We start from the raw sequence: 19,409 nt of genomic DNA on the forward strand, positions 1-19,409 counted from the left end.
GGGTGGGGGGTTTACAGACATGTTTTTTGGAGATCCTGGGGATCATGTCGGACCTGAGCATCAAGCTGGAAGCTCTGGAGCGCGCGCGCTCTCAACTCTCTGTCAGCACCTACTTCGATGAGGACCTGTTCCGCCGTGAACAGGAAGTCATTTTTCAGCACGGACCGCGCTACCTGGCGCACGAACTGTCCGTTCCCGAGATAGGCGACTTCTACGCCCTGCCGCAGGAAGGCGAGGGGCGTGCGCTCGTGCGCTCGCGCGACGGGCTGGAGCTGATCTCAAACGTCTGCCGGCACCGCCAGGCGGTGATGTTGAAGGGCCGTGGCAACACGCGAGCCAACATTGTCTGCCCGCTGCACCGCTGGACTTACGACCTGCAGGGTCAGCTCGTGGGTGCACCGCACTTCGATCGCGACCCCTGCCTGCACCTGAACAACTACAAGCTGCGGACCTGGAACGGCATGGTCTTCGAGGACAACGGCCGCGACGTGGCCGCCGACCTCGCCAACCTCGGTCCACGCGCCGACCTGGACTTCTCCGGCTACGTGCTCGACCACGTCGAGAAGCACGTCTGCAACTACAACTGGAAGACCTTCATCGAGGTCTACCTGGAGGACTACCACGTCGGCCCGTTCCACCCCGGCCTGGGCCAGTTCGTCACCTGCGACGACCTGCGCTGGGAGTTCGGCAAGCACCATTCGGTGCAGACGGTGGGCGTCAACGGCGGGCTGGAACGCGCCGGCTCACCGGCCTACCAGCGCTGGCACGACGCGGTGATGAAGTTCAACGGCGGCCGGCCACCCAAGCAGGGCGCGATCTGGCTGACCTACTACCCGAACATCATGATCGAGTGGTACCCGCACGTGCTGACCGTGTCCACGCTGTACCCGCAAGGGCCGCAGAAGACGCTCAACGTGGTCGAGTTCTACTACCCCGAAGAGATCGCGGCCTTCGAGCGCGAGTTCGTCGAGGCCCAGCGCGCGGCTTACATGGAAACCTGCGTCGAGGACGACGAGATTGCCGAGCGCATGGACACCGGCCGCCATGCGCTGCTCCAGCGCGGTGACGACGAAGCCGGGCCGTACCAGAGCCCGATGGAAGATGGCATGCAGCACTTCCACGAGTGGTACCGCAAGGTGCTGGGCATGGGCCGCCGGCCCGGGTGAAATTTCTTTTGTCGGTGCTGTAAGAACCACGCGCCTGGCGCGACTGACGTTCAGCCCGGATGACAAGTCCGGGTCGCCTTCCTGACGGAAGCGCCGTCTGATTCTTCTTCATCACATCACAGGAGTCATCCCATGTTCCATACCGCCAAGACCGGTGTCGCCATCGCTGCTGCCGCTGCCGCCATGTTCACGATGGGCGTTGCCCCGCTGGCCGCGCAAGCTGCCGATGGCGCCGTGCACTGCACCGGTGTCAACAGCTGCAAGGGCACCTCGGAGTGCAAGACCGCCAAGAACGAGTGCAAGGGCCAGAACAGCTGCAAGGGCCAGGGCTGGGTCAGCAAGAAGTCCGCTGACGAGTGCACCAAGGCTGGCGGCGCCGTCGTGAAGGGTTGACCCCCACGCCCCCCTGCCAGGGGGCTGCCCCCCGAGGGGGCTCGCGCAGCGGACCGGCGAAGCCGGATCCGCGCACGCCACTTGATGTGCGGCGCCCTGACGGCGCCGCTCGCGCCATATGCCTGACTTGACCGGCTTCGGCCTGGGCCTGCGGCCCGAACACTACGCCGACTTCCGCCAGCAGCCCGCGCCCGAATGGGGCGTGGACTGGCTGGAGGTGATCAGCGAAAACTACCTGGTGCCCGGCGGCAAGCCGCTGGCGCACCTGGACGCCATCCGCCGTGACGTGCCCATGGTGATGCACGGCGTGTCGCTCTCCATCGGCGGGACCGATGCGCTGGACCTGGACTACCTGCGCCAGCTGCGTTCGCTGGCGCAGCGCATCGAACCCGGCTGGGTCTCGGACCACCTGTGCTGGACCGGCGTGGCCGGCACCCAGTTGCACGACTTGCTGCCGCTGCCCTACACCGAGGCCAGCCTGCGCCATGTGGCCAGCCGCGTCCAGCAGGTGCAGGACACCCTCGGCCGGCCGCTGGTGCTGGAAAACGTCTCCAGCTACGCCGCCTGGGCCGGCGACGAAATGAACGAAGCCGAGTTCCTCGCCGCACTGCTGCAGCGTACCGGCAGCGAGCTGCTGCTGGACGTCAACAACGTCTTTGTCAGCGCACACAACCACGGCTTCGACGCCAGGGCTTTCATCGACACGCTACCGCTGGACCGTGTGCGCCAACTGCACCTGGCAGGCCACAGCGAGGAAACCCACGGTGGCCGCAGCTGGCTGATCGACACGCACGACCAACCGGTGTGCAACGGCGTGTGGGACCTGTACCGCCACACCTTGCGCCGCTTCGGCCCGCTGCCCACCATGATCGAGCGCGACGACCACATTCCGCCGCTGCCCGAGTTGCTGGCCGAACTCACGCTGGCACGTGAACACGCCGCGCAGGCCCTGGCCCAAGTGCCGGAGGCCGCATGACGCTGGACACCTTGCGCAACGCCCAGCTCGCGCTGGCCGCCTTGATCCAGCAAGCGGAGACGCCACCCGCCGCCGCGTTGCCGCCGCTGCTGCGCGCACTTCACGGCAGGCCCGACTCGCCGCAGGTCTCGCTGGGGATCTACCGCAATGCCTGGCGCGGCCGCCTGGTCGAAGCGCTGCGCACCAACTACCCGGTGCTGCACCGCGTGCTGGGCGATGACGGTTTCGCCGAGCTGGCGATGGGCTTCATTGCCGCGCACCCGCCACACACGCCGTCCATCCGCTGGTTCGGTGCAGCGCTGCCGGCTTACCTGCAGCAACAACCCGATGCCCTGCCCCACCCTGCACTGGCCGACCTGGCCGGCATGGAGTGGGCGCTGGGCCTGAGCTTCGACGCGGCCGACGCCACGCCGCTCGATGGCGCGCAGCTCGCCACGCTGGCGCCGGAAGACTGGGCCAGCCTGCGCCTGTCCCCCCATCCTTCGCTGCAACTGCTGGACCTGGCATGGGCCGTCGAGCCGCTGTGGCAGCAGCTCACGCATGGGCAGGACGACTCCGAGACCGAGCCGCCCGAGCCGCTGCAGCATCAGCTGCTGGTCTGGCGCCAGGACCTGGACAGCCGCTGGCGTTCGCTGCAGCCCGAAGAAGCCGCGCTGCTGCAGGCCACGCTGGCCGGTGTGCCGTTTGGCGAGCTGGGCCTTGTGGCGGCGCAGCAGGTGGGGGACGAAGCTGCGCCTGGCCTGCTGGCCTCGGCGCTGCAGACCTGGGTCAACCAGGGACTGCTGGTGATGCACGACCGGTAGCCGCCTGTCACACCGGCAGCGCGCAAAAAGCCTGCTTGCTTGTGCGAATTCATCGCATACAGATCGGCCCTGACGCGGGTTTTCCTTGGAAGGAAATCCCACCTGCCGGCGGACGCCATCCCTAGAATCGACTCCTCGTCCCCACGCCTTGCCACGCCGACAGAGGAGCACCCCCATGTTCGACGATCTGGAAGACGGTTCGCACCTTGGCCTTTGGGCCGCCGCAGGTCTGCTGGTCATGCTGCTGTTGGGCTTGGTGGGCGGGCTATGGGTGCAGCAGCACAGAGAAGCGAAAGCGCTTCTTCGTGCCGGTTCCGGCACTCACCTCGGCGCTCCGGCGTCAGCCGTTTTGGCCAATGGCCAGCCTGGCATCCAGCTTCACTGAAGCCACCCGGCTTTTTTTGCTGAAGCCCCGTCCGCTGGCGATGCCCCGGCGGGCGTGAGGGTGGTGCGCCACGCCACAATCACGTCCCCATGCCCGGCATTCACATCACCGACATCGAATCGGCCATCAACTGGTGGCGCGAGCGTTCTCCTTCCGCTGATGGCATCTCTGCCTGCCCAGAAGTCCGGGCACTGGCCGAGGTCTATGCGCTGATGGTCTATTACCACGAGCCCGAGGCCGACGAGGCCAGCATGCCTGCGCGCGCCCGCACCGCCTGGCTGGACTGGTACGCCAGCACGCCGGACGCGCCGTGCATCGCGATCTGCTCGACCGCCCAGGGCGACCCGATCTGCAAAGGCTGCGGCCGCACTGAAGACGAGGTGCAGCACTGGCCGCTGCTGAGCCCGGCGGAAAAACGCCAGGTCTGGCGCCGCATCACGCTGGACGCCAAGGCCTGGCGCTTCAACCGCTATGCCGAGCGCGCGCGGCTGTCCGGCAGCAGTCCGCAGGATGACCCGCCACCGAACCCACCGGCTGAACAAGCCCCCCTTTCCAGCCCGCAGCCGGCAGGCGGCCCCTGGTGAGCCGGGTGCTCCCCGCCCAGGGCGCAGGTCATGCCAGCGCCGGCAGCCGCTTCGCGCGCTGGCAGGCCGACGTGCGCGAGCTGCTGCCACTGGCCTGGCCGGTGGTCATCGGCCAGCTGGCCATGCTGGCCTTCAACACCATGGACACGATGATGGTGGCGCGACACTCGCAGGCCGACCTGGCTGCATTTGCGGTTGGCGCTGCGGCCTACATCACCGTCTTCATCGGCTTCATGGGCGTGCTGCTGTCCGTCGCGCCGCTGGCGGGACAGCTGTTCGGCGCCGGGCGCATGGAAGCCGCGGGCGACCAGGTGCACCAGGGCATCTGGCTGGCGCTGCTGCTGTCGGTGGCCGGCTGCCTGCTGCTGATCTTTCCGCAGCCCTTCCTGTGGCTGGCCAAGGCCACGCCCGAGGTCGCTGCCAAGGTGCGCGGCTACCTGCTGGCACTGGCCTGCTCGCTGCCGGCGGCGCTGATCTTCACCGTGGTGCGCGGCTTCAACACCGCCGTCTCGCGGCCCAAGGCGGTGATGCTGCTGCAGGTGGGCGGGCTGGCGCTGAAACTGCCGGTGACCGCGCTGCTGGTCTTTGGCGTGCCGTCGCTGGGGCTGGCGCCACTGGGCGTGACCGGCTGCGGCATTGGCACCGCCACGGCCCTGTGGGCGCAGTTGCTGGGCGCCTGGTGGCTGATGCGGCGCGACCCGTTCTACGCGCCCTTCCAACTCTGGGGCCGCGGCCTGCATGCACCGCACTGGCCGGCGCTCAAGGCGCTGCTGAAGCTGGGCGTGCCGATGGGCGCGTCCATCCTGGTAGAGGTCACCGCGTTCAGTTTCATGGCCTTGTTCATCGCCCGGCTCGGCACCGTGGCGGTCGCCGGCCACCAGATCGCGATCAACCTGGTCTCGATGCTGTTCATGGTGCCGCTGGCGCTGGCCAATGCCACCAGCACGCTGGTCGCGCAGCGCATCGGCGCGGGTGACCTGCCGCACGCGCGCCGGCTGGGCTGGCATGGCCTGGTGCTGGGCATGCTGCTGGCAGCACTGCTGGGCGGCGCGGTGTTCATCGGGCGGCGGGCGGTGGTGGGCCTGTACACGGCCGACCTGGCGGTGGTGGCTGCCGCGCTGCCGTTGCTGGCCTGGCTGGCGCTGTTCCATGTGGTGGACGCGATGCAGACCATCGTCGCCTACACGCTGCGCGCCTGGCGCATCGCCACCGCGCCCATGGTCATCTATGCCTGTGCGCTGTGGGGCGTGGGCCTGGGCGGTGGTTATGCGCTGGCCTTCAACCTCAGCGGCACGGTGCCGGAGTCGCTGCAAGGCGCGCCTGGCTTCTGGACCGCAGCCTTTGCCGGCCTGACGGTTGCCAGCCTGGGCTTGACCGGCTTCATGGCGCTGGTCCTGCGCCGCACGGCAAGCTGATTCAGCGCCGCGGCGACAGCACCAGCAGCCGGTCCGCCGGCAGTGTGATCATGAAGCAGCTGCCGCCGCCTTCGTGCGGCAGGCAGCTCACCTCGCCGCCATGCCGGCGCGCGATCTGCCGCACCAGCGCCAGCCCCAGGCCCACGCCGCCTTCGCGCTCGGCATGGCCGGCCATGCGGTAGAACGGCTCGAAGATGCGCTCGCGCTCTTCCTCCGGCACGCCCGGCCCCCGGTCGCAGACCCGCAGCAGCACCCGCCCACCGCCGGCTTCCTGGTGCAGCGTGGCGCTGATCTCCGCGCCACCGTAGCGGCGCGCGTTTTCCAGCAGGTTGCGCACTGCGCGGCGCAGCAGCCGGTCGCTGCCCTTGACGATCAAGGCGTCCCCGGTCACCCCGGCCTGCACCCGCGCGCCCTCTTCGGCCAGCAGGCCCAGCAGGTCGACCGGATCGCCCAGGTCCATCGCCGCACCCGCTTCCAGCCGGCTCGACAGCAGCACTTCCTCGACCAGCGCGTCCAGTTCGCCGATGTTGACGTTGATCTCACGCCGCAGCGACTTCTTCAGCGCCGGTGGCGCGTCGTCCTCGAACATCGAGACCGCCATCTTCAGCCGCGCCAGCGGCGAGCGCAGTTCGTGGCTGGCATTGGCCAGCAGGCTCTGGTTGGCCTGCATCAGCGTTTGCAGGCGGGCGGCGGCCTGGTTGAAGCTGGTCGCCAGCGCCGCCACTTCGTCGCGCCCTTCTTCCTTGACCCGGTGGTCCAGCGCGCCGGCGCCAAAGGCCTCCACGCCACGCTTCAGGGCTTCCAGCCGCCGGGTCAGCCCCCGCACCACCGGATAGGCACCGGCCGCCACGGCGATGAACAGCAGCATCAACAACACCAGCAAACCCACGCTGGCCGGCCAGTCACGCGGCAGCCCCGGCATGTCCCAGCCAAACGGCATCGCGGTGCGGCTGACGATGCGGCGGTTCACCAGGCTGCCGCGGTCCTCGCCCGGCGGACCGCCGAGGCCATCGGGCGGCGGGCCGGGCGGCAGCTGCGGCCCGCCAGCCGTCGCGGCATCGTCGGGCCGCCCCGGGCCACCCGGACCTTCGCCGGGACGCGGGCCGTCGTCCATCTCGCCATGCGGACCGCGGAAGTCCCGCCATGGCCGCATGATCCACAGCTTGCGGCCATCGTCCAGCTGCAGCATCACCGGCCGGCCGCGGCCCTCGGCCAGCAGCCGGGCATAGGCTTCGGACTGGGCGATCACCTTGCCGCGGGAGTCGCTCAGCGCCAGCGGCATGCGCAGCCGGGTCGACCATTCCTGCAGCGCCTTGGCCTGGTCCTCGCCAGGCGCATCGCGCTCGGGCAGCGAGTTCTGGATCAGCGTGCCCCAGCCGGCCATGCGCTCGGCCATCGCAGCCTCGGCGCGTGCATGCTCCTGCGCCAGGTGGCTCTGCAACAACCAGCCGGAGACCAGCGCGAACAGCGCCAGGGCGGCCACCACGGTGAGCCAGATGCGCAGGTACAGGGATTTCAAGGCGTCAGGTGCAAACAGGCATGGCGGCGGACCGCCCAGGCAAGACAAAGGGGCGCATCAAGCGCCCCACGGGAAAAGCAGGCTTCGGAAAGGCTCAGTCCGCGTCCTGCTTGCGGGCGAAGACGTAGCCGGTGCCGCGCACAGTCAGCACCCGCTTGGGGTTCTTCACGTCGTCCTCGATCACCGAACGGATGCGCGAAATGTGCACGTCGATCGAGCGGTCGAAGGCTTCCATCGGGTGGCCCTTCAGCGCGTCCATGATCTGGTCGCGGCTCAGCACCCGGCCGGGGCTTTGCGCCAGCACCACCAGCAGCTCGAACTGGTGACCGGTCAGGTCGCAGCGCTTGCCGTCCAGCCTGGCCTCGCGCGCGCCCAGGTCGATCTCCAGCCGGCCAAAGCGCAGCAGTTCCTCGCTGGCCTGGTCCGGGGCTGCGCGGCGCAGCAAGGCCTTGACACGGGCCAGCAGCTCACGCGGCTCGAAAGGCTTGGGCAGGTAGTCGTCCGCGCCGATCTCCAGGCCGACGATGCGGTCCATCGGCTCGCCGCGGGCGGTGAGCATCAGCAGCGGCAGGCGGCGCAGCCGGGCGTCGGCACGCAGTTCGCGCGTCAGGTCCAGGCCGTCGCCGTCGGGCAGCATCAGGTCCAGGACCAGCGCGTCGACCGAGGTGCCACGCAGTTTCACGCGGCCCTCGGCCAGCGAGCTGGCGGTTTCGACTTCGAAACCGTGGCCGCGCAGGTAGTCACCCACCATCGCGGTCAGCCGGGTGTCGTCGTCGATCAGCAGGAGTTTGGCTGCAGACATCTCGATCGGTGCACCGAGGCCAGGGCCGCCCTGGCGGGCGAGGCGCACGGTTTGTTGGGCAAACGTCATGGTATCGCCCTCTCGGCTCAGCTGCGTGGAGTGCCCGGGCGGGCATCGGGGCCAGCATCGGGCCGGCCGTCAGGGCCGGGACCGGTGCGGCCACGCGGCTCGCCGTCGTGGCCCATGTGCGCCAGGTGCTCACCCATCTGCTGGCGCTGCTCCGGCGTCAGCACCTTGCTGGCGGCCAGCATGCCCTGGGTCACGCGGCGGCTGATGCTGTCCTCGCGGGTCATTGCCCGCTGGCGCAAGGCCTCGACTGCCGCCGGGTCAACGTTCGGCTGGGTGAACAGCTTGCCCAGTTGCTCATGTTCGCCGCGACCGGCCTCGTGCAATGCCTTCACGTCGTCGCGCATCGCGCCAACGATCTTGCGCAGCTCGGCGCGCTGCTCGGGCGTGGCCTTCAGTTCGTCGAGCAAGCGGTCCAGCGGCGGACCTTCAGGCGGCAGGCCGCCACCGTGGCCAACCATCATCATTGCGGGCATGAAGCCACCGCGGGGCATGGCGCCGGCACTCGGACGCGGATGCTCCTGCTGCTGCTGCTGCTGCTGAGGCTGCATCTGGCCCGGCGCCTCATGCGCGGAAGCCATGGCCACCAGGCCCAGCCCGCCAACCAGCGACAGCAGCAGGCCCAGGCCGACCAGGCGAGCCTGGCGCGAAGTCGTGTTCTTCATCGTGTGTCCTCTCGTGCTGTTGCGTTGGCACAGCGTGGAGTGAATGCTCGCGGCCCCGTGTTGGTCCGGCTTGAGCGCGCCGTAAAGATGCGTAAACCGACCGGTTTGACACCGCGAAGAGGCCGCCGGTGCCGGCAGGAGCGCGCTCCGCTAAAGTCGGGCTCACCATGACCGACACCGGCAAAGCTTGGCTCGTCCGCCTGGGGGTGCTGGCAACCGCCACCGCAGGCCTGCTGGTGTACTGGCAGTTGCGGCCGCTGGCCGACGGCCGCAAGGCAGAGATTGCCTCCTACGCCCCCGGCAGCGCGCGGGACCGGTCGCTGCAGTATTTCAAGGCCACCGAGTACCGCGTGGTGGACGCGCACTGGACCTCCGAACAGGACTTCAACGTCGCGGTCTTCAACGACAAGGCACCGCGCGACCACTACGCCCAGTACGTCTGCGAGATCCTCACGGCCAACGGCATGCAGGGCCAGGACGTGCGTGTCCACGTGATCGACGCGGCCAAACTGCTGCAGGATGGCCAGTCGGTGACCTTGGCCGAGCGGCGCTGTTAAGGCAGGGGCAGCACCGTGTCCTGCACAGGCACGAAGAATTGCCGCCCCGGGGACATTGGCAGGCTCGCGGCACCGGTGAATTCGCCAAAGGCCGGCAGCACCAGCAGCCCGGCTTCGCCGCCGCCGGGCCGGTCCAGGCAGAAACACGGCAGCCGCAACCGATCGCGGCCCGGGCCTTGCAGCGACACGGCCGGGTGCCAATGCCCGGCCAGCACACGCCTGCCCGGCAGCACCTGCGGATGATGACAGGCGAGCCACGCACCGGGCTCGTCCAGCGGCCAGGGTTCGTCGACCACGCGAATGCCCAGCGACGGCGGTGGATCGCCAGCGCGCAGGTCATGGTTGCCTCGCACCAGCACCACCTCCAACACCGCATGCGCTTCGCGCCATTGCCGCACCGCCGCCAGCACGGTCTGCGTTCGGGCTTCCGGCGCGTGCAGGAAGTCGCCAAGGAAGGTCAGCTGCGTGGCCGGGTAAGCGGCCAGCAGCGCGTCCAGCCGCGCCAGGTTGGCCGCCGTGGTGCCGGCCGGCACCGGCTGGCCGAGCGCGCGGAAAGTCGCTGCCTTGCCGAGGTGCAGGTCCGCCACCAGCAGCAGGCCCCGCGACGGCCACCACACGGCGCGCTCGGGCAACAGCCACAGTTCCTCGCCAGCCCAGTTCAGCGCGTGGTGGCTCGGCATGGTCACAGCAAGGGCAAGGGCCGGGACGCCCGGCGCGGGCGGCGCCGCTTGCCTGGCTCGCCAGTGTCGCGGTCTTGCCCAAAGGCCAGGCCCTGCTGCACCTCAGGTGCTGCGGCCTCCGGCGCGGCGTCGCCCGTGGTCTTGGTGGCGGCGGCTTCCAGCTGCTGCACCATGCGCGCAATGCGCTCGGCCAGCGGCTCGTTGCTGAGCCGCTCGCGGAAGCGCTCGACCATCAGCGGAAAGGCCAGCGGCGTTGGCCGCTTGGGCGCCTGCAGCACCAGGTCGCGCGAGCGCATGCGCTGCAGCGCCGCCTGCAGGCGCTCGATGTCCAACTCGTTGGCCAGCAGTTCCTGCTCGGCCTGGCGCAGCAGCGGGTTGGCCGGGTCGTACTTGCGGAACACCTCGTAGAACAGCGCGGAAGACGCCTGCAGCTGCCGGTTGCTGCGCCGCTCGCCCGGGTAGCCCTGGCTGATGAGCCCGGCCACGCGGGCGATCTCGCGGAAGCGCCGCTGCGCCAGCTCGCTGGCATTCAGGCTGGCCATCACCTCGGCCAGCACGTCGGCCTCGGTGTCCAGCAGCGCCGGCAGCTGCTGCGCCCAGTCGCGCTCGGTGGCGCTGAGCAGCTCGAAGCCGTAGTCGTTGAAAGCCATCGAGAAGGTGCCGGGCGACAGCTGCGCGGCGCGCCAGGCCAGCAAATTCGCCAGGCCCAGGTGCACCTGGCGGCCGGCAAAGGGGTACAGGAATAAGTGCCAGCCCTCGCGCGTCTTCAGCAGCTCGGCCAGCAGCATGCCCGGCGCCGGCAGCCGCGACCAGGCCTGCTGCACCGCCAGCAGCGGCCGGGCGAACGCCAGCTCCTGGCTGTCGAAGCGGCCCGCGTCGGCCTCGGAGAACTGCTGGACCATCGCGTCTGCCAGCGTGGTGGACAGCGGCATGCGCCCGCCGTTCCAGCGCGGCACGGTGGCGCGGCCCGCCGGCGCGCGCTTGACCTGCGCCGTCATCTGATGCACTCGCACCAGCTCCAGCAGCCGGCCGGCAAACAGGAAGCGGTCGCCCGGTTTCATGCGCGCGACGAAGCTCTCTTCCACCTGCCCCAGCCGCGCCCCGCCAACGAATTCCACCGTCATGCTGGCATCGCTGACGATGGTGCCGATGTTCATGCGGTGGCGCCGCGCCACCGCCGCATCCGGCACGTGCCAGCGGCCGGCCTCGTCCGCCGCCACGCGCCGGTATTCTGGGTAGGCGGCCAGCGAAGGCCCGCCGCGCGCCACGAAGTCCAGGCACCACTGCCAGGCCTCGGGCGACAGTGCCGCATAGGCTGCCGTGCGCCGCACCTCGGCGTACAGCGCCTGCGGCTCGAAGCCACCGCCCAGCGCCACCGTCACCAGGTGCTGCACCAGCACGTCCAGCGGCTGGTGCGGCGTGCGGCGGGACTCGATGTGGCCCGCCGCCACGGCTGCCCGCGCAGCCGCGCCTTCGATCAGTTCCAGGCTGTGGGTGGGCACCAGCGTGATGCGCGACGGCCGGCCCGGCGCGTGGCCCGAGCGGCCGGCGCGCTGCAGCAGCCGCGCCACGCCCTTGGGCGAGCCGATCTGCAGCACCCGCTCCACCGGCAGGAAGTCCACGCCCAGGTCCAGGCTGGAAGTGCAGACCACCGCCTTCAGCTGCCCGGCCTTCAGCCCGGCCTCGACCCATTCGCGCGTCTCGCGCGCCAGCGAGCCGTGGTGCAACGCGATCTGCCCGGCCCAGTCCGGCCGCGCGTCCAGCAGTGCCTGGTACCAGAGCTCGGCCTGCGAGCGGGTGTTGGTGAAGACCAGCGAGGACGGGCTGCCGTCCAACTCGGCCACCACCTGCGGCAGCATGCGCAGCCCCAGGTGGCCGGCCCAGGCAAAACGCTCGGCGGTGGGCGGCAGCAGCGTGTCGATCTGCAGGGTTTTGGCAAGCTGCGCGCGCACCAGCCTGCCCGGCCGCGCCGGCCCCACCAGCGTGGCCATCGCTTCTTCGAGGTTGCCCAGCGTGGCCGACAGCGCCCAGCGCATCGGCCCCTGCGGCGAGCGGGACAGGCTGTCCAGCCGCGCCAGTGCCAGCTGCACCTGCACACCGCGCTTGTTGCCCAGTTGCTCATGCCATTCGTCCACCACCACCAGCCGCACCGCGCCCAGCGCTTCCGCCACATCGGCCCGCGCCAGCATCAGCGACAGGCTTTCGGGCGTGGTCACCAGCGCAGTCGGCAGGCGCCTGTTCTGCGCGCTGCGCTCGGCGCTGGTGCTGTCTCCGGTGCGCAGGCCCAGCGTCCAGCGTGCGAGCGGCGTGCCGCCGTCGCGCAGCGCCAGCAGCGGTGCCTCCAGCGCGCGCTGCGTGTCGGTTGCCAGCGCGCGCATCGGCGTGATCCACAGCACCGTGAGCGGCGGCCCGGCCTTGCCCGTGGCACGCACCTCGTCCGCCAATGCCAGCAGCGCGCCCAGCCACACCGCATAGGTCTTGCCGGCGCCTGTCGTCGCATGCAGCAGGCCGGACTCGCTGCGCTGCATCGCGGCCCACACCTCGCGCTGGAACGGGAACGGCGACCAGCCCAGGCCTTCCCACCAGGCCGCGAGCGCGTCCTCTGTCGGTGTCACGCCTTGGCCCCAGGCAGCAGCAGCGAAAGCGTCTGCAGCGTGTCGGCCTCGTCGATGGGCTTGTCCGTCCGCCAGCGCAGCATGCGCGGGAAGCGCACCGCAATGCCACTCTTGTGCCGCGGGCTGCGCGCAATGCCTTCGAAGCCCAGCTCGAAGACCAGTGTGGGCTCGACGCTGCGCACCGGCCCGAAGCTCTCGCGCGTGGTGCGGCGGACGATCGCGTCGACCTGCTTCATCTCCTCGTCCGTCAGCCCCGAATAGGCCTTGGCAAACGGCACCAGCGCGCGCTCGGGATCGTCCGCAGGGCCGTTCCAGACCGCGAACGTGTAGTCGGTGTACAGGCTCGCGCGCCGGCCATGGCCACGCTGTGCGTAGACCAGCACCGCGTCGACCGCATACGGCTCGATCTTCCACTTCCACCACACGCCGTCCACCCGCGTGCGGCCGCTGCCATAGGCCGAAGCCTGCGACTTCAGCATCAGTCCTTCGACACCCAGCGCCCTTGACTGCGCCCGCTGCTCGGCCAGCTCGGCCCAGCCCTCCGCCGTCGGCACGCGCGGGCTGAGCCGCAGCGAAGGATGCGGATGCGCTGCCACCAGCGCCTCCAGCCGCGCGCGGCGCTCGTGCTGCGCCACCTGCCGCAGGTCCTGCCCGCCCTGCTCCAGCAGGTCATAGGCCAGCAGCGCCACCGGCAGTTCGCCGAGCAGCTTCGCGCCCAGCGTCTTGCGGCCGATGCGGCGCTGCAGCTCGGCAAACGGCTGCACCAGCCCGTCGCGCCAGACCACCAGCTCGCCGTCCAGCACGGTGCCCGGCGGCAGCACCGCGGCCAGCGTGGCGACTTCAGGAAAGCGGTCCGTCACCAGTTCCTCGCCGCGCGACCACAGCCAGGCCTGGCCTTCGCGGCAGACCAGCTGCGCGCGGATGCCGTCCCATTTCCACTCGACCAGCCAGTCGTCGGGCGACCCGAGTTCGGCGCCCAGCGCCTCAGGCGTGTCCAGCGCCGGCGGCAGCGGGTGGGCCAGGAAAAACGGATACGGGTGGCCGCCGCGCGCGGCCGGCAACGCTTCACCTTCGGCCACCTCGGCAACAGGCTCGACCAGGTGCGCCCAGGCGGTCTCGTCCGGCCGCGCCTGCGGGTGTGTGTAGCCCATCAGCCGCTGCGCAATCGTCTTGGCGTCCACGCCGGCCACCGCGGCCAGCGCCTGCGTGACCTGCAGCCGCGACACGCCCACACGCAAAGCGCCGGTGATCAACTTGAGGTACACGAATCGCTCGTCATCCGGCAGCGTGCGCCATTGCTGCAGCAGCTCGGCCACGCGCTGCGCGTCGTTCATCTCGCGCAGCGGCAGCAGGTGTTGGTTGATCCACTCGGCCAGCGGCCGGCGCAGCGGCGCTTCGGCCGGCGGTAGCAGCAGCGCAATCGTCTCGGCCAGGTCGCCCACGGCTTCGTAGCATTCGTCAAACAGCCACTCGGGCAGCGCTGCAGCCTGCTGCGCCAGCGTGCGCAAGACCTTGGTCGGCACCAGCTGCCGCGGCTTGCCGCCGGCCAGCACATAGACGGCCCAGGCCGCGTCGGCCGGCAGCGCGGCGCGCAGGTAGCGCTGCAGCGCGTCCTGCTTGGCGCGGGTCGAGGTGGACGCATCCAACTCGCGGTAGAGCGTGGCGAAGTCCTTCATGCGAGGCCTTTCACGCGTCGGGCTCTGGTGTCGGCGTGGCTGCGCCGCTTTCGGCTGCGGGCGGCGTGAGTTCCGGGTCTGCCTCACTGCCGCCCTCGCCTTCGTATTCGGTGCTGAAAGCTTCGGCCTGCAAGCCCTGTTCGGTCAACCAGCGCACCATCACCGGCACGCTGCCGTGCGTCACGATGACCCGCTGCGCACCGGTCGCACGAATCGCGCTTTGCAGCCCGGGCCAGTCCGCGTGGTCCGACATCACGAAGCCGCGGTCCACGCCACGCCGCCGCCGCGCGCCGCGCACCAGCATCCAGCCGCTGGCAAACGCGTCCGAGGCATTCGGGAACCGCCGCATCCAGGCCGAGCCCAGCGCAGACGGCGGCGCCACTACCAGCGCACGCTTCAGCTCGGTGGCCGAACAGTCCGTTGCCAGCCGCGTCTCGGGCAGCGCCACGCCGGCCGCACGGTAGGACTGGTTGACCGCCTCGACCGCGCCGTGCACCACCAGCGGCCCGGTCGACGTGTCCAGCCCGGCGAGCAGCCGCTGCGCCTTGCCGAAGGCATAAGCGCCGACCACGCTGGGGCGGCCGGCTGCGGCGTTGTCGGCCCACCATTGCTGCACCTCGGCCATCAGCTGCGCAGGGGTGGGCCAGCGGTAGATCGGCAGGCCGAAGGTCGATTCGGTGATGAAGGTGTGGCAGCGCACCGCCTCGAACGGCGTGCAGGTCGGGTCGGCCTCGACCTTGTAGTCACCCGACGCGACCCAGACCTCGCCCTGCCACTCGATGCGCACCTGCGCAGAGCCCAGCACATGCCCCGCCGGGTGCAGCGAGATGCGCACGCCTTGCTGCGTGACGAGCTCGCCGTAATCGAGCGTCTGCAGCTCGATCTCACCCAGCCTCCCGCGCAGCACGCCGGCGCTGGCCGCATGCGCCAGGTAGTGGCCGTGGCCCACGCGCGCATGGTCCGAATGCGCGTGCGTGATGATGGCCCGCGCCACCGGCCGCCAGGGGTCGATGTAGAAATCGCCGGGTGGGCAATACAGGCCCTCGGGACGGGCGACAACCAAGTCCATGACCTGACGCTAGCACGCAGCACGCGGCCTGCGTGTCAGCGCAGGCCGACTCGCACCCCCTTCACAGTAGGTGTTTTGCGAGCCTGCGCGCGCCGCCTACGATGGTGGTCACAAGGAACACCAGGGAAGCCCATGCCACGTTTCAACATCGCCTCGTCCACCGCACTTTTGCTGAGCGTCTTCACGCTGGCCCAAGCCGCACCACCGGCCGAGCCGCCGCTCAAGCCGGCCTTCGACTACAGCTTCCCGCTGCAGGAACTGGCCAAGCTGCGGCTGAGCCGCCTGGGCGACGGGCAGACACCGACCGAATTCCGGCTGAACCAGTGGATCCACATGCGCGCATTGCTGGGCCCGGCCGACCGGCGCGTCACCGCGCCGAACAACGACACGCTGTATTCGCTGGCCTGGCTGGACCTGGCCAACGGGCCGGTGCGGCTGTCGCTGCCCGATACCCAGGGCCGTTACTACTCGGTGGCGGTGCTGGACATGTACACCAACAACGTCGCCGTGCTGGGCCGCCGCACCGGCGGCACGCGGGCGCGCGAGGTGCTGCTGGTCGGCCCGCGCTGGCAAGGCCCGCTGCCCGAAGGCCAGCAGGTGGTGCAGAGCACGACCAACGACGTGCTGCTGCTGTCGCGCATGCTGGTGGATGGGCCGGCCGACATGCCCGCCGTGCATGCGCTGCAGGACCAGCTGAAGCTGGCGCCGCTGGCCGAGGCGCCTGCGCAGCCGCTGTGGATCAGTGCGCCGCTGGTGCCGGCCAGCGACACCAGCCCCATGGCCGCCGCGCGGCGCTACCTGGAGATGGTCAACGAGATGCTGGCGCGCAACCCGCCGCCCGCCTACGAGCAGGCGAAGCTGGACGCCTGGGCCGCCATCGGCATCTGCGGCAGCCGCTGCCGCTGGAGCCAGCTGTCGCCCGAAGTCCAGCAGCGCTGGGCCACCGAGCTGCCCGGCCTGCTCGCCGAACTCAAGCGCAATGCCAGCCTGGGCAAGCCGCAGCCCGGCGGCTGGACCAAGCCGCTGGACACCCTGGGCGACTTCGGCACCGACTACCGCTACCGAGCAGACGTGGCGCTGACCGGTCTGCTGGCCTTGATCCCGCCGGAGGACAGCAACGCCACGGTGAAGGTGGACGGCCGCGGCGAACCGCTGAGCGGCCAGCACCGCTATCGCCTGAGCTTGCCGGCCGGCGGCATGCCGGTGGACGGCTTCTGGTCGCTCTCGATGTACCAGGAAGAGCCCGACGGCCGGCTGTTCTTCACCGACAACCCGCTCAAGCGCTACACGCTGGGCGACCGCACGCCGGGCCTGAAGCGAGGCGCTGACGGCAGCGTGGTGATCGAAGTCAGCAACAGCCAGCCGGCCGACGCCACGGCCAACTGGCTGCCTGCGCCGGCCGGCCCGTTCATGCTGGTGATGCGGGCCTACCAGCCGCGGGCCGAAGTGCTGGACGGGCGCTTCCAGATGCCGGCGGTGCAGCGGGTGGATTGAGGCCCTGGGCCGCCGTGGGCACGTGGATTGCCCTCAGGGTTGCGTGCCGCACAGGCGCAAACGGTTCATGCAGCCGCCAGGGCAAGCAGACCTGCTTCATGAGAAAAACAGGTATGTGCCCAGGCAACTTTTACACCCTAACCCGGAAGCTTCGACGATGTACAAAAAAATCATGGCCGCCAGTGCACTGCTGGCTTCGATGGGCATGGCGCACGCTTTCGTCAACTCGGCCATCTCGCTGGATGGCTATTGCGACAGCTTCACCGACCTCACCACCGAAGGCCAGACCGGTGCCGCCGGCACCTGGCAAAACGCGGACTGCAATGGCACCGCCCTCACCACCGGCGGCGCGCAGGTTCGCGCCGGCACCAGCGCCCGCATCGGCTACGTGCTGGGCAGCAGCGGCGCGGCGATGCTGATGCCCAGCGGCAAGGAAGTGACCTGGTGGATCAAGGACGACAGGACCTGGACCGTGTATGACTGGCAAGGCGTGGTGCTCAACCAGGGCACCTGGAGCCCGGTGCTGCGCGGCACCCTCGCGCCCACCGGCAGCGCACCGAGCGTGATCGGCCGCTGAACCCAGCCGTCTTGATGCTCAGGGCCGCCTCCGAGGGGAGACGGCCCTTTTTTACGCCTGGCTTCTTGACGGCCGCGTTTGGCGGCCACGCGGGCTTGCTGCTGCCAGGGTTGGCGCATTGCTGAGGAGTTGGTTACAACCGCGGCCGGCCGAGCCCTGACCCTGCAAGGATGTGCGCGGCCGCATCGAGCAGCGTCTGGCAGCGGTGGTGCGGCTCGCGTTCGGGCGTCATGCGCCACTCGGTCTCGCCGCCGCGGTCCAGCAGCACGCTGCGGCAGCCGGCGCGGCGGCCGGCCTCCACGTCATCGAGGATGTCGCCCACCATCCACGAGGCGGCGAGGTCGATCTGCAGCGCCTCGGCAGCCGCGTGCAGCATGCCGGGCTGCGGCTTGCGGCAGCTGCAGCCGGTTTCGCCAGGGGCCGCCGGCTTGTGCGGGCAGGCGTAGAAGCCGGCCAGCGTGATGCCGGCTTCGGCCTGCAGCTTGTCGCACAGCGCCTGCTGCAGCCGCGCCCATTGCTCGGGGTTGAAGCGGCCCAGCGCCAGGCCGGACTGGTTGCTGACGACGACCAGCAGCCAGCCCGCTGCGGCGAGCTGCTGCAGGGCCTCGCAAGCCTGCGGCGTGAAGCGCAGCAGCGCCGGGTCGACGTTGTAGGGCACGTCCTCGACCAGCCTGCCGTCCTTGTCCAGGAACACCGCCCGCCGCAAGACCGCCATGTTCAGGCCGCCACTTCCCGGCCGGCCAGCCGGCGCAGGGTCTCGATCAGCTGCGCGCCGCCGACCGGCTTGCCCAGGTGCGACTGGAAGCCGGCCAGCATCGCGCGCAGCCGGCCCTCCGGCCGGGCCAGGCCACTGAGCGCCAGCGCCGGCATGCGCTGCGCCAGGTCCACCCCCCGCCTGGCCTCCAGCTGGCGGATCGCCTGCATCACCGTGTGGCCGTCCTCCTGGTCGCCAAGCAGCAGGTCGCAGACCAGCAACTGCGGCCATTCATTGGTCGGGCGCGCGGTCAACCAGTCGATCGCTTCGTGGCCGCTGCCGAAGCTCACGACCTGCGCCCCAGCAGTCTCCAGCAGCAGCGCCAGCGAATCCCGCGCGTCGGCCAGGTCGTCCACCACCAGCACGCGTTGCCCGGCCAGCGCGTCTTCGCGCCAGGGCTCGGGTGGCGCCGCGGCTTCGCCGTTTGCTGCCACTTCGGGGCTGGGCGCCGCTGCCGGGTCGACCGCACGCAGCGGCAGCGTGATCCGGTAACGCATGCCGCGGTGCGCGGCCGGCGGCTCGATGGTCAGCCGGCCGCCCTGGCGCTCGACCATCGAGCGCAGTGCCAGCGGATCGGCCGGCGGCTCGGCCAGCGCGCCGGCACTGCCGGGACCGCCCGGCAGCGGCGCCTCGCCGGCATGGCGGCCGTCGGTCACCGTGAGGCAGGCCTCCACGCCCTCGCGCGCCAGCGCCACCGCGATGCGGCCGCCATCCGGTGTCGCGTCCAGCGCCGTCTGGCACAGCGCCTGGACCACCTGCGCCAGCGCCAACGGATCGCCATCGACCAGGCCGCTGCCCAGGTCCACATCCGAATAAAGGCTCACGCTGCGGGCGTCCACCGCCGCACGCAGCGTGTCGAGTGCGCCGGCCAGCAGCACCGCCAAGTTGACCGGCTGGCGCGCCAGGCGCCGCTCCAGGCGCTCGAAGGCCTGCTGCTCGCGCTGCAGTGTCCACAGCTGGGCGTACAGGCCTTGCGCGGCCAGCAGGTCGTCGTGCCGGCCACGTTCGACGATGCGCCCGCGGTCCATCACGACGATCTGGTCGGCAGCCGGTGCGCGATGACCAGCGTGGTGCGGCCCTTGGCGATCTGGTCCAGCTGCTGCTGGATCGCCCGTTCGGCCCGCGTGTCCAGCGCCGAGGTGGCTTCGTCGAAGATCATCAGCGGCGGGTTCTTGACAAAGGCGCGGGCACCTTCCCCGCCAGTGACCCGATC

General features: G+C 70.3%; 19 protein-coding genes and 1 pseudogene. 10 read left to right on the forward strand and 10 right to left on the reverse strand.

All coding sequences use genetic code 11. From position 1 onward, the window contains the following. Positions 1 to 44: 44 nt before the first annotated feature. From ACAH41_RS08300 to ACAH41_RS08330, 7 genes are all read left to right on the forward strand, one after another. Positions 45 to 1,166: an aromatic ring-hydroxylating dioxygenase subunit alpha gene (locus ACAH41_RS08300; protein ID WP_325655896.1), complete on the forward strand. Its 1,122-nt coding sequence runs from the start codon at positions 45 to 47 to the stop codon at positions 1,164 to 1,166. A 132-nt stretch (positions 1,167 to 1,298) separates the two neighbouring features. Then, the gene (locus tag ACAH41_RS08305; RefSeq protein ID WP_325655897.1) at positions 1,299 to 1,559 is read left to right on the forward strand and encodes a hypothetical protein; all 261 of its coding nucleotides are present in this window, start codon (positions 1,299 to 1,301) and stop codon (positions 1,557 to 1,559) included. Between the two features lie 118 nt (positions 1,560 to 1,677). After that, complete coding sequence (locus ACAH41_RS08310) at positions 1,678 to 2,535, forward strand: DUF692 domain-containing protein (protein WP_325655898.1); 858 nt, start codon at positions 1,678 to 1,680, stop codon at positions 2,533 to 2,535. Continuing rightward, positions 2,532 to 3,338 carry a DNA-binding domain-containing protein gene (locus tag ACAH41_RS08315; protein ID WP_325655899.1) on the forward strand — a complete coding sequence of 269 codons (807 nt, stop codon included), beginning with the start codon at positions 2,532 to 2,534 and terminating at the stop codon, positions 3,336 to 3,338. The genes ACAH41_RS08310 and ACAH41_RS08315 overlap by 4 nt, the downstream gene beginning before the upstream one ends. 175 nt (positions 3,339 to 3,513) lie before the next feature. Then, positions 3,514 to 3,723: a hypothetical protein gene (locus tag ACAH41_RS08320; protein ID WP_325655900.1), complete on the forward strand. Its 210-nt coding sequence runs from the start codon at positions 3,514 to 3,516 to the stop codon at positions 3,721 to 3,723. Between the two features lie 89 nt (positions 3,724 to 3,812). Next, positions 3,813 to 4,307: a DUF3717 domain-containing protein gene (locus ACAH41_RS08325; protein ID WP_325655901.1), complete on the forward strand. Its 495-nt coding sequence runs from the start codon at positions 3,813 to 3,815 to the stop codon at positions 4,305 to 4,307. Then, a complete protein-coding gene (locus ACAH41_RS08330; RefSeq protein ID WP_325655902.1) occupies positions 4,304 to 5,722 on the forward strand; it encodes an MATE family efflux transporter in 1,419 nt (472 codons plus the stop codon). Before ACAH41_RS08325 ends, ACAH41_RS08330 begins: the two co-directional genes overlap by 4 nt. Before the next feature lies 1 nt (position 5,723). On the opposite strand, the gene ACAH41_RS08335 is transcribed toward ACAH41_RS08330, so the two are convergent. The 3 genes from ACAH41_RS08335 to ACAH41_RS08345 form a co-directional block, all read right to left on the reverse strand. Then, on the reverse strand, positions 5,724 to 7,241 hold the full coding sequence (locus ACAH41_RS08335; protein WP_325655903.1) for a HAMP domain-containing sensor histidine kinase: 1,518 nt from the start codon (positions 7,239 to 7,241) through the stop codon (positions 5,724 to 5,726). A gap of 94 nt (positions 7,242 to 7,335) precedes the next feature. Then, the gene (locus ACAH41_RS08340) at positions 7,336 to 8,043 is read right to left on the reverse strand and encodes a response regulator transcription factor (RefSeq protein ID WP_325656015.1); all 708 of its coding nucleotides are present in this window, start codon (positions 8,041 to 8,043) and stop codon (positions 7,336 to 7,338) included. Positions 8,044 to 8,129: 86 nt separating this feature from the next. Further along, positions 8,130 to 8,774 (reverse strand): Spy/CpxP family protein refolding chaperone, encoded by a 645-nt coding sequence (locus ACAH41_RS08345; RefSeq protein WP_325655904.1) that lies wholly within the window; start codon positions 8,772 to 8,774, stop codon positions 8,130 to 8,132. Positions 8,775 to 8,941: 167 nt separating this feature from the next. Here ACAH41_RS08345 and ACAH41_RS08350 point away from each other — a divergent pair, with 167 nt between their 5' ends. Beyond that, complete coding sequence (locus tag ACAH41_RS08350) at positions 8,942 to 9,331, forward strand: hypothetical protein (protein ID WP_325655905.1); 390 nt, start codon at positions 8,942 to 8,944, stop codon at positions 9,329 to 9,331. On the opposite strand, the gene pdeM is transcribed toward ACAH41_RS08350, so the two are convergent. From pdeM to ACAH41_RS08370, 4 genes are read right to left on the reverse strand one after another with little or no spacing between them, the layout of a single operon-like run. Next, positions 9,328 to 10,011 (reverse strand): ligase-associated DNA damage response endonuclease PdeM, encoded by a 684-nt coding sequence (gene pdeM / locus ACAH41_RS08355; RefSeq protein ID WP_325655906.1) that lies wholly within the window; start codon positions 10,009 to 10,011, stop codon positions 9,328 to 9,330. The two genes, ACAH41_RS08350 and pdeM, sit on opposite strands and share 4 nt — an antisense overlap. A 2-nt stretch (positions 10,012 to 10,013) precedes the next feature. After that, positions 10,014 to 12,626, reverse strand: a complete 2,613-nt coding sequence (locus tag ACAH41_RS08360; protein WP_325655907.1) for a ligase-associated DNA damage response DEXH box helicase — start codon at positions 12,624 to 12,626, stop codon at positions 10,014 to 10,016. Further along, positions 12,623 to 14,302 carry an ATP-dependent DNA ligase gene (locus tag ACAH41_RS08365; protein ID WP_325655908.1) on the reverse strand — a complete coding sequence of 560 codons (1,680 nt, stop codon included), beginning with the start codon at positions 14,300 to 14,302 and terminating at the stop codon, positions 12,623 to 12,625. The genes ACAH41_RS08360 and ACAH41_RS08365 overlap by 4 nt, the downstream gene beginning before the upstream one ends. 10 nt (positions 14,303 to 14,312) lie before the next feature. Continuing rightward, the gene (locus tag ACAH41_RS08370) at positions 14,313 to 15,371 is read right to left on the reverse strand and encodes a ligase-associated DNA damage response exonuclease (protein ID WP_325655909.1); all 1,059 of its coding nucleotides are present in this window, start codon (positions 15,369 to 15,371) and stop codon (positions 14,313 to 14,315) included. 132 nt (positions 15,372 to 15,503) lie between these two features. Between ACAH41_RS08370 and ACAH41_RS08375 the strand changes: the two genes are divergently transcribed. Together ACAH41_RS08375 and ACAH41_RS08380 are read left to right on the forward strand one after the other, a co-directional pair. Beyond that, positions 15,504 to 16,865, forward strand: a complete 1,362-nt coding sequence (locus ACAH41_RS08375) for a DUF1254 domain-containing protein (protein ID WP_370538251.1) — start codon at positions 15,504 to 15,506, stop codon at positions 16,863 to 16,865. Positions 16,866 to 17,022: 157 nt separating this feature from the next. Further along, a complete protein-coding gene (locus ACAH41_RS08380) occupies positions 17,023 to 17,442 on the forward strand; it encodes a hypothetical protein (RefSeq protein WP_325655911.1) in 420 nt (139 codons plus the stop codon). A 133-nt stretch (positions 17,443 to 17,575) separates the two neighbouring features. Here ACAH41_RS08380 and ACAH41_RS08385 read toward each other — a convergent pair whose 3' ends face one another. The 3 genes and pseudogenes from ACAH41_RS08385 to ACAH41_RS08395 all read right to left on the reverse strand — a co-directional run. After that, complete coding sequence (locus tag ACAH41_RS08385) at positions 17,576 to 18,157, reverse strand: HAD family hydrolase (RefSeq protein ID WP_325655912.1); 582 nt, start codon at positions 18,155 to 18,157, stop codon at positions 17,576 to 17,578. Between the two features lie 2 nt (positions 18,158 to 18,159). After that, positions 18,160 to 18,750 carry a response regulator gene (locus tag ACAH41_RS08390; RefSeq protein WP_325656018.1) on the reverse strand — a complete coding sequence of 197 codons (591 nt, stop codon included), beginning with the start codon at positions 18,748 to 18,750 and terminating at the stop codon, positions 18,160 to 18,162. 372 nt (positions 18,751 to 19,122) lie between these two features. Continuing rightward, positions 19,123 to 19,406, reverse strand: a pseudogene (locus ACAH41_RS08395) (metal ABC transporter permease); the annotation flags it as partial. Positions 19,407 to 19,409 lie beyond the last annotated feature (3 nt).

It is taken from the genome of Ideonella sp. (genome assembly GCF_041287625.1).
In the GTDB taxonomy this organism is placed as follows: Bacteria; Pseudomonadota; Gammaproteobacteria; order Burkholderiales; family Burkholderiaceae_C; genus Ideonella.

What these genes read in the sequence shown, in the direction of transcription:
- ACAH41_RS08300 (WP_325655896.1), top strand. Translation starts at nt 45, where the DNA reads ATGTCGGACCTGAGCATCAAGCTGGAAGCTCTGGAGCGCGCGCGCTCT.
- ACAH41_RS08305 (WP_325655897.1), top strand. Translation starts at nt 1,299, where the DNA reads ATGTTCCATACCGCCAAGACCGGTGTCGCCATCGCTGCTGCCGCTGCC.
- ACAH41_RS08310 (WP_325655898.1), top strand. Translation starts at nt 1,678, where the DNA reads ATGCCTGACTTGACCGGCTTCGGCCTGGGCCTGCGGCCCGAACACTAC.
- ACAH41_RS08315 (WP_325655899.1), top strand. Translation starts at nt 2,532, where the DNA reads ATGACGCTGGACACCTTGCGCAACGCCCAGCTCGCGCTGGCCGCCTTG.
- ACAH41_RS08320 (WP_325655900.1), top strand. Translation starts at nt 3,514, where the DNA reads ATGTTCGACGATCTGGAAGACGGTTCGCACCTTGGCCTTTGGGCCGCC.
- ACAH41_RS08325 (WP_325655901.1), top strand. Translation starts at nt 3,813, where the DNA reads ATGCCCGGCATTCACATCACCGACATCGAATCGGCCATCAACTGGTGG.
- ACAH41_RS08340 (WP_325656015.1), bottom strand. Translation starts at nt 8,043, where the DNA reads ATGTCTGCAGCCAAACTCCTGCTGATCGACGACGACACCCGGCTGACC.
- ACAH41_RS08345 (WP_325655904.1), bottom strand. Translation starts at nt 8,774, where the DNA reads ATGAAGAACACGACTTCGCGCCAGGCTCGCCTGGTCGGCCTGGGCCTG.
- ACAH41_RS08350 (WP_325655905.1), top strand. Translation starts at nt 8,942, where the DNA reads ATGACCGACACCGGCAAAGCTTGGCTCGTCCGCCTGGGGGTGCTGGCA.
- pdeM (WP_325655906.1), bottom strand. Translation starts at nt 10,011, where the DNA reads ATGCCGAGCCACCACGCGCTGAACTGGGCTGGCGAGGAACTGTGGCTG.
- ACAH41_RS08365 (WP_325655908.1), bottom strand. Translation starts at nt 14,302, where the DNA reads ATGAAGGACTTCGCCACGCTCTACCGCGAGTTGGATGCGTCCACCTCG.
- ACAH41_RS08370 (WP_325655909.1), bottom strand. Translation starts at nt 15,371, where the DNA reads ATGGACTTGGTTGTCGCCCGTCCCGAGGGCCTGTATTGCCCACCCGGC.
- ACAH41_RS08375 (WP_370538251.1), top strand. Translation starts at nt 15,504, where the DNA reads ATGCCACGTTTCAACATCGCCTCGTCCACCGCACTTTTGCTGAGCGTC.
- ACAH41_RS08380 (WP_325655911.1), top strand. Translation starts at nt 17,023, where the DNA reads ATGTACAAAAAAATCATGGCCGCCAGTGCACTGCTGGCTTCGATGGGC.
- ACAH41_RS08385 (WP_325655912.1), bottom strand. Translation starts at nt 18,157, where the DNA reads ATGGCGGTCTTGCGGCGGGCGGTGTTCCTGGACAAGGACGGCAGGCTG.
- ACAH41_RS08390 (WP_325656018.1), bottom strand. Translation starts at nt 18,750, where the DNA reads ATGGTCGAGCGCCAGGGCGGCCGGCTGACCATCGAGCCGCCGGCCGCG.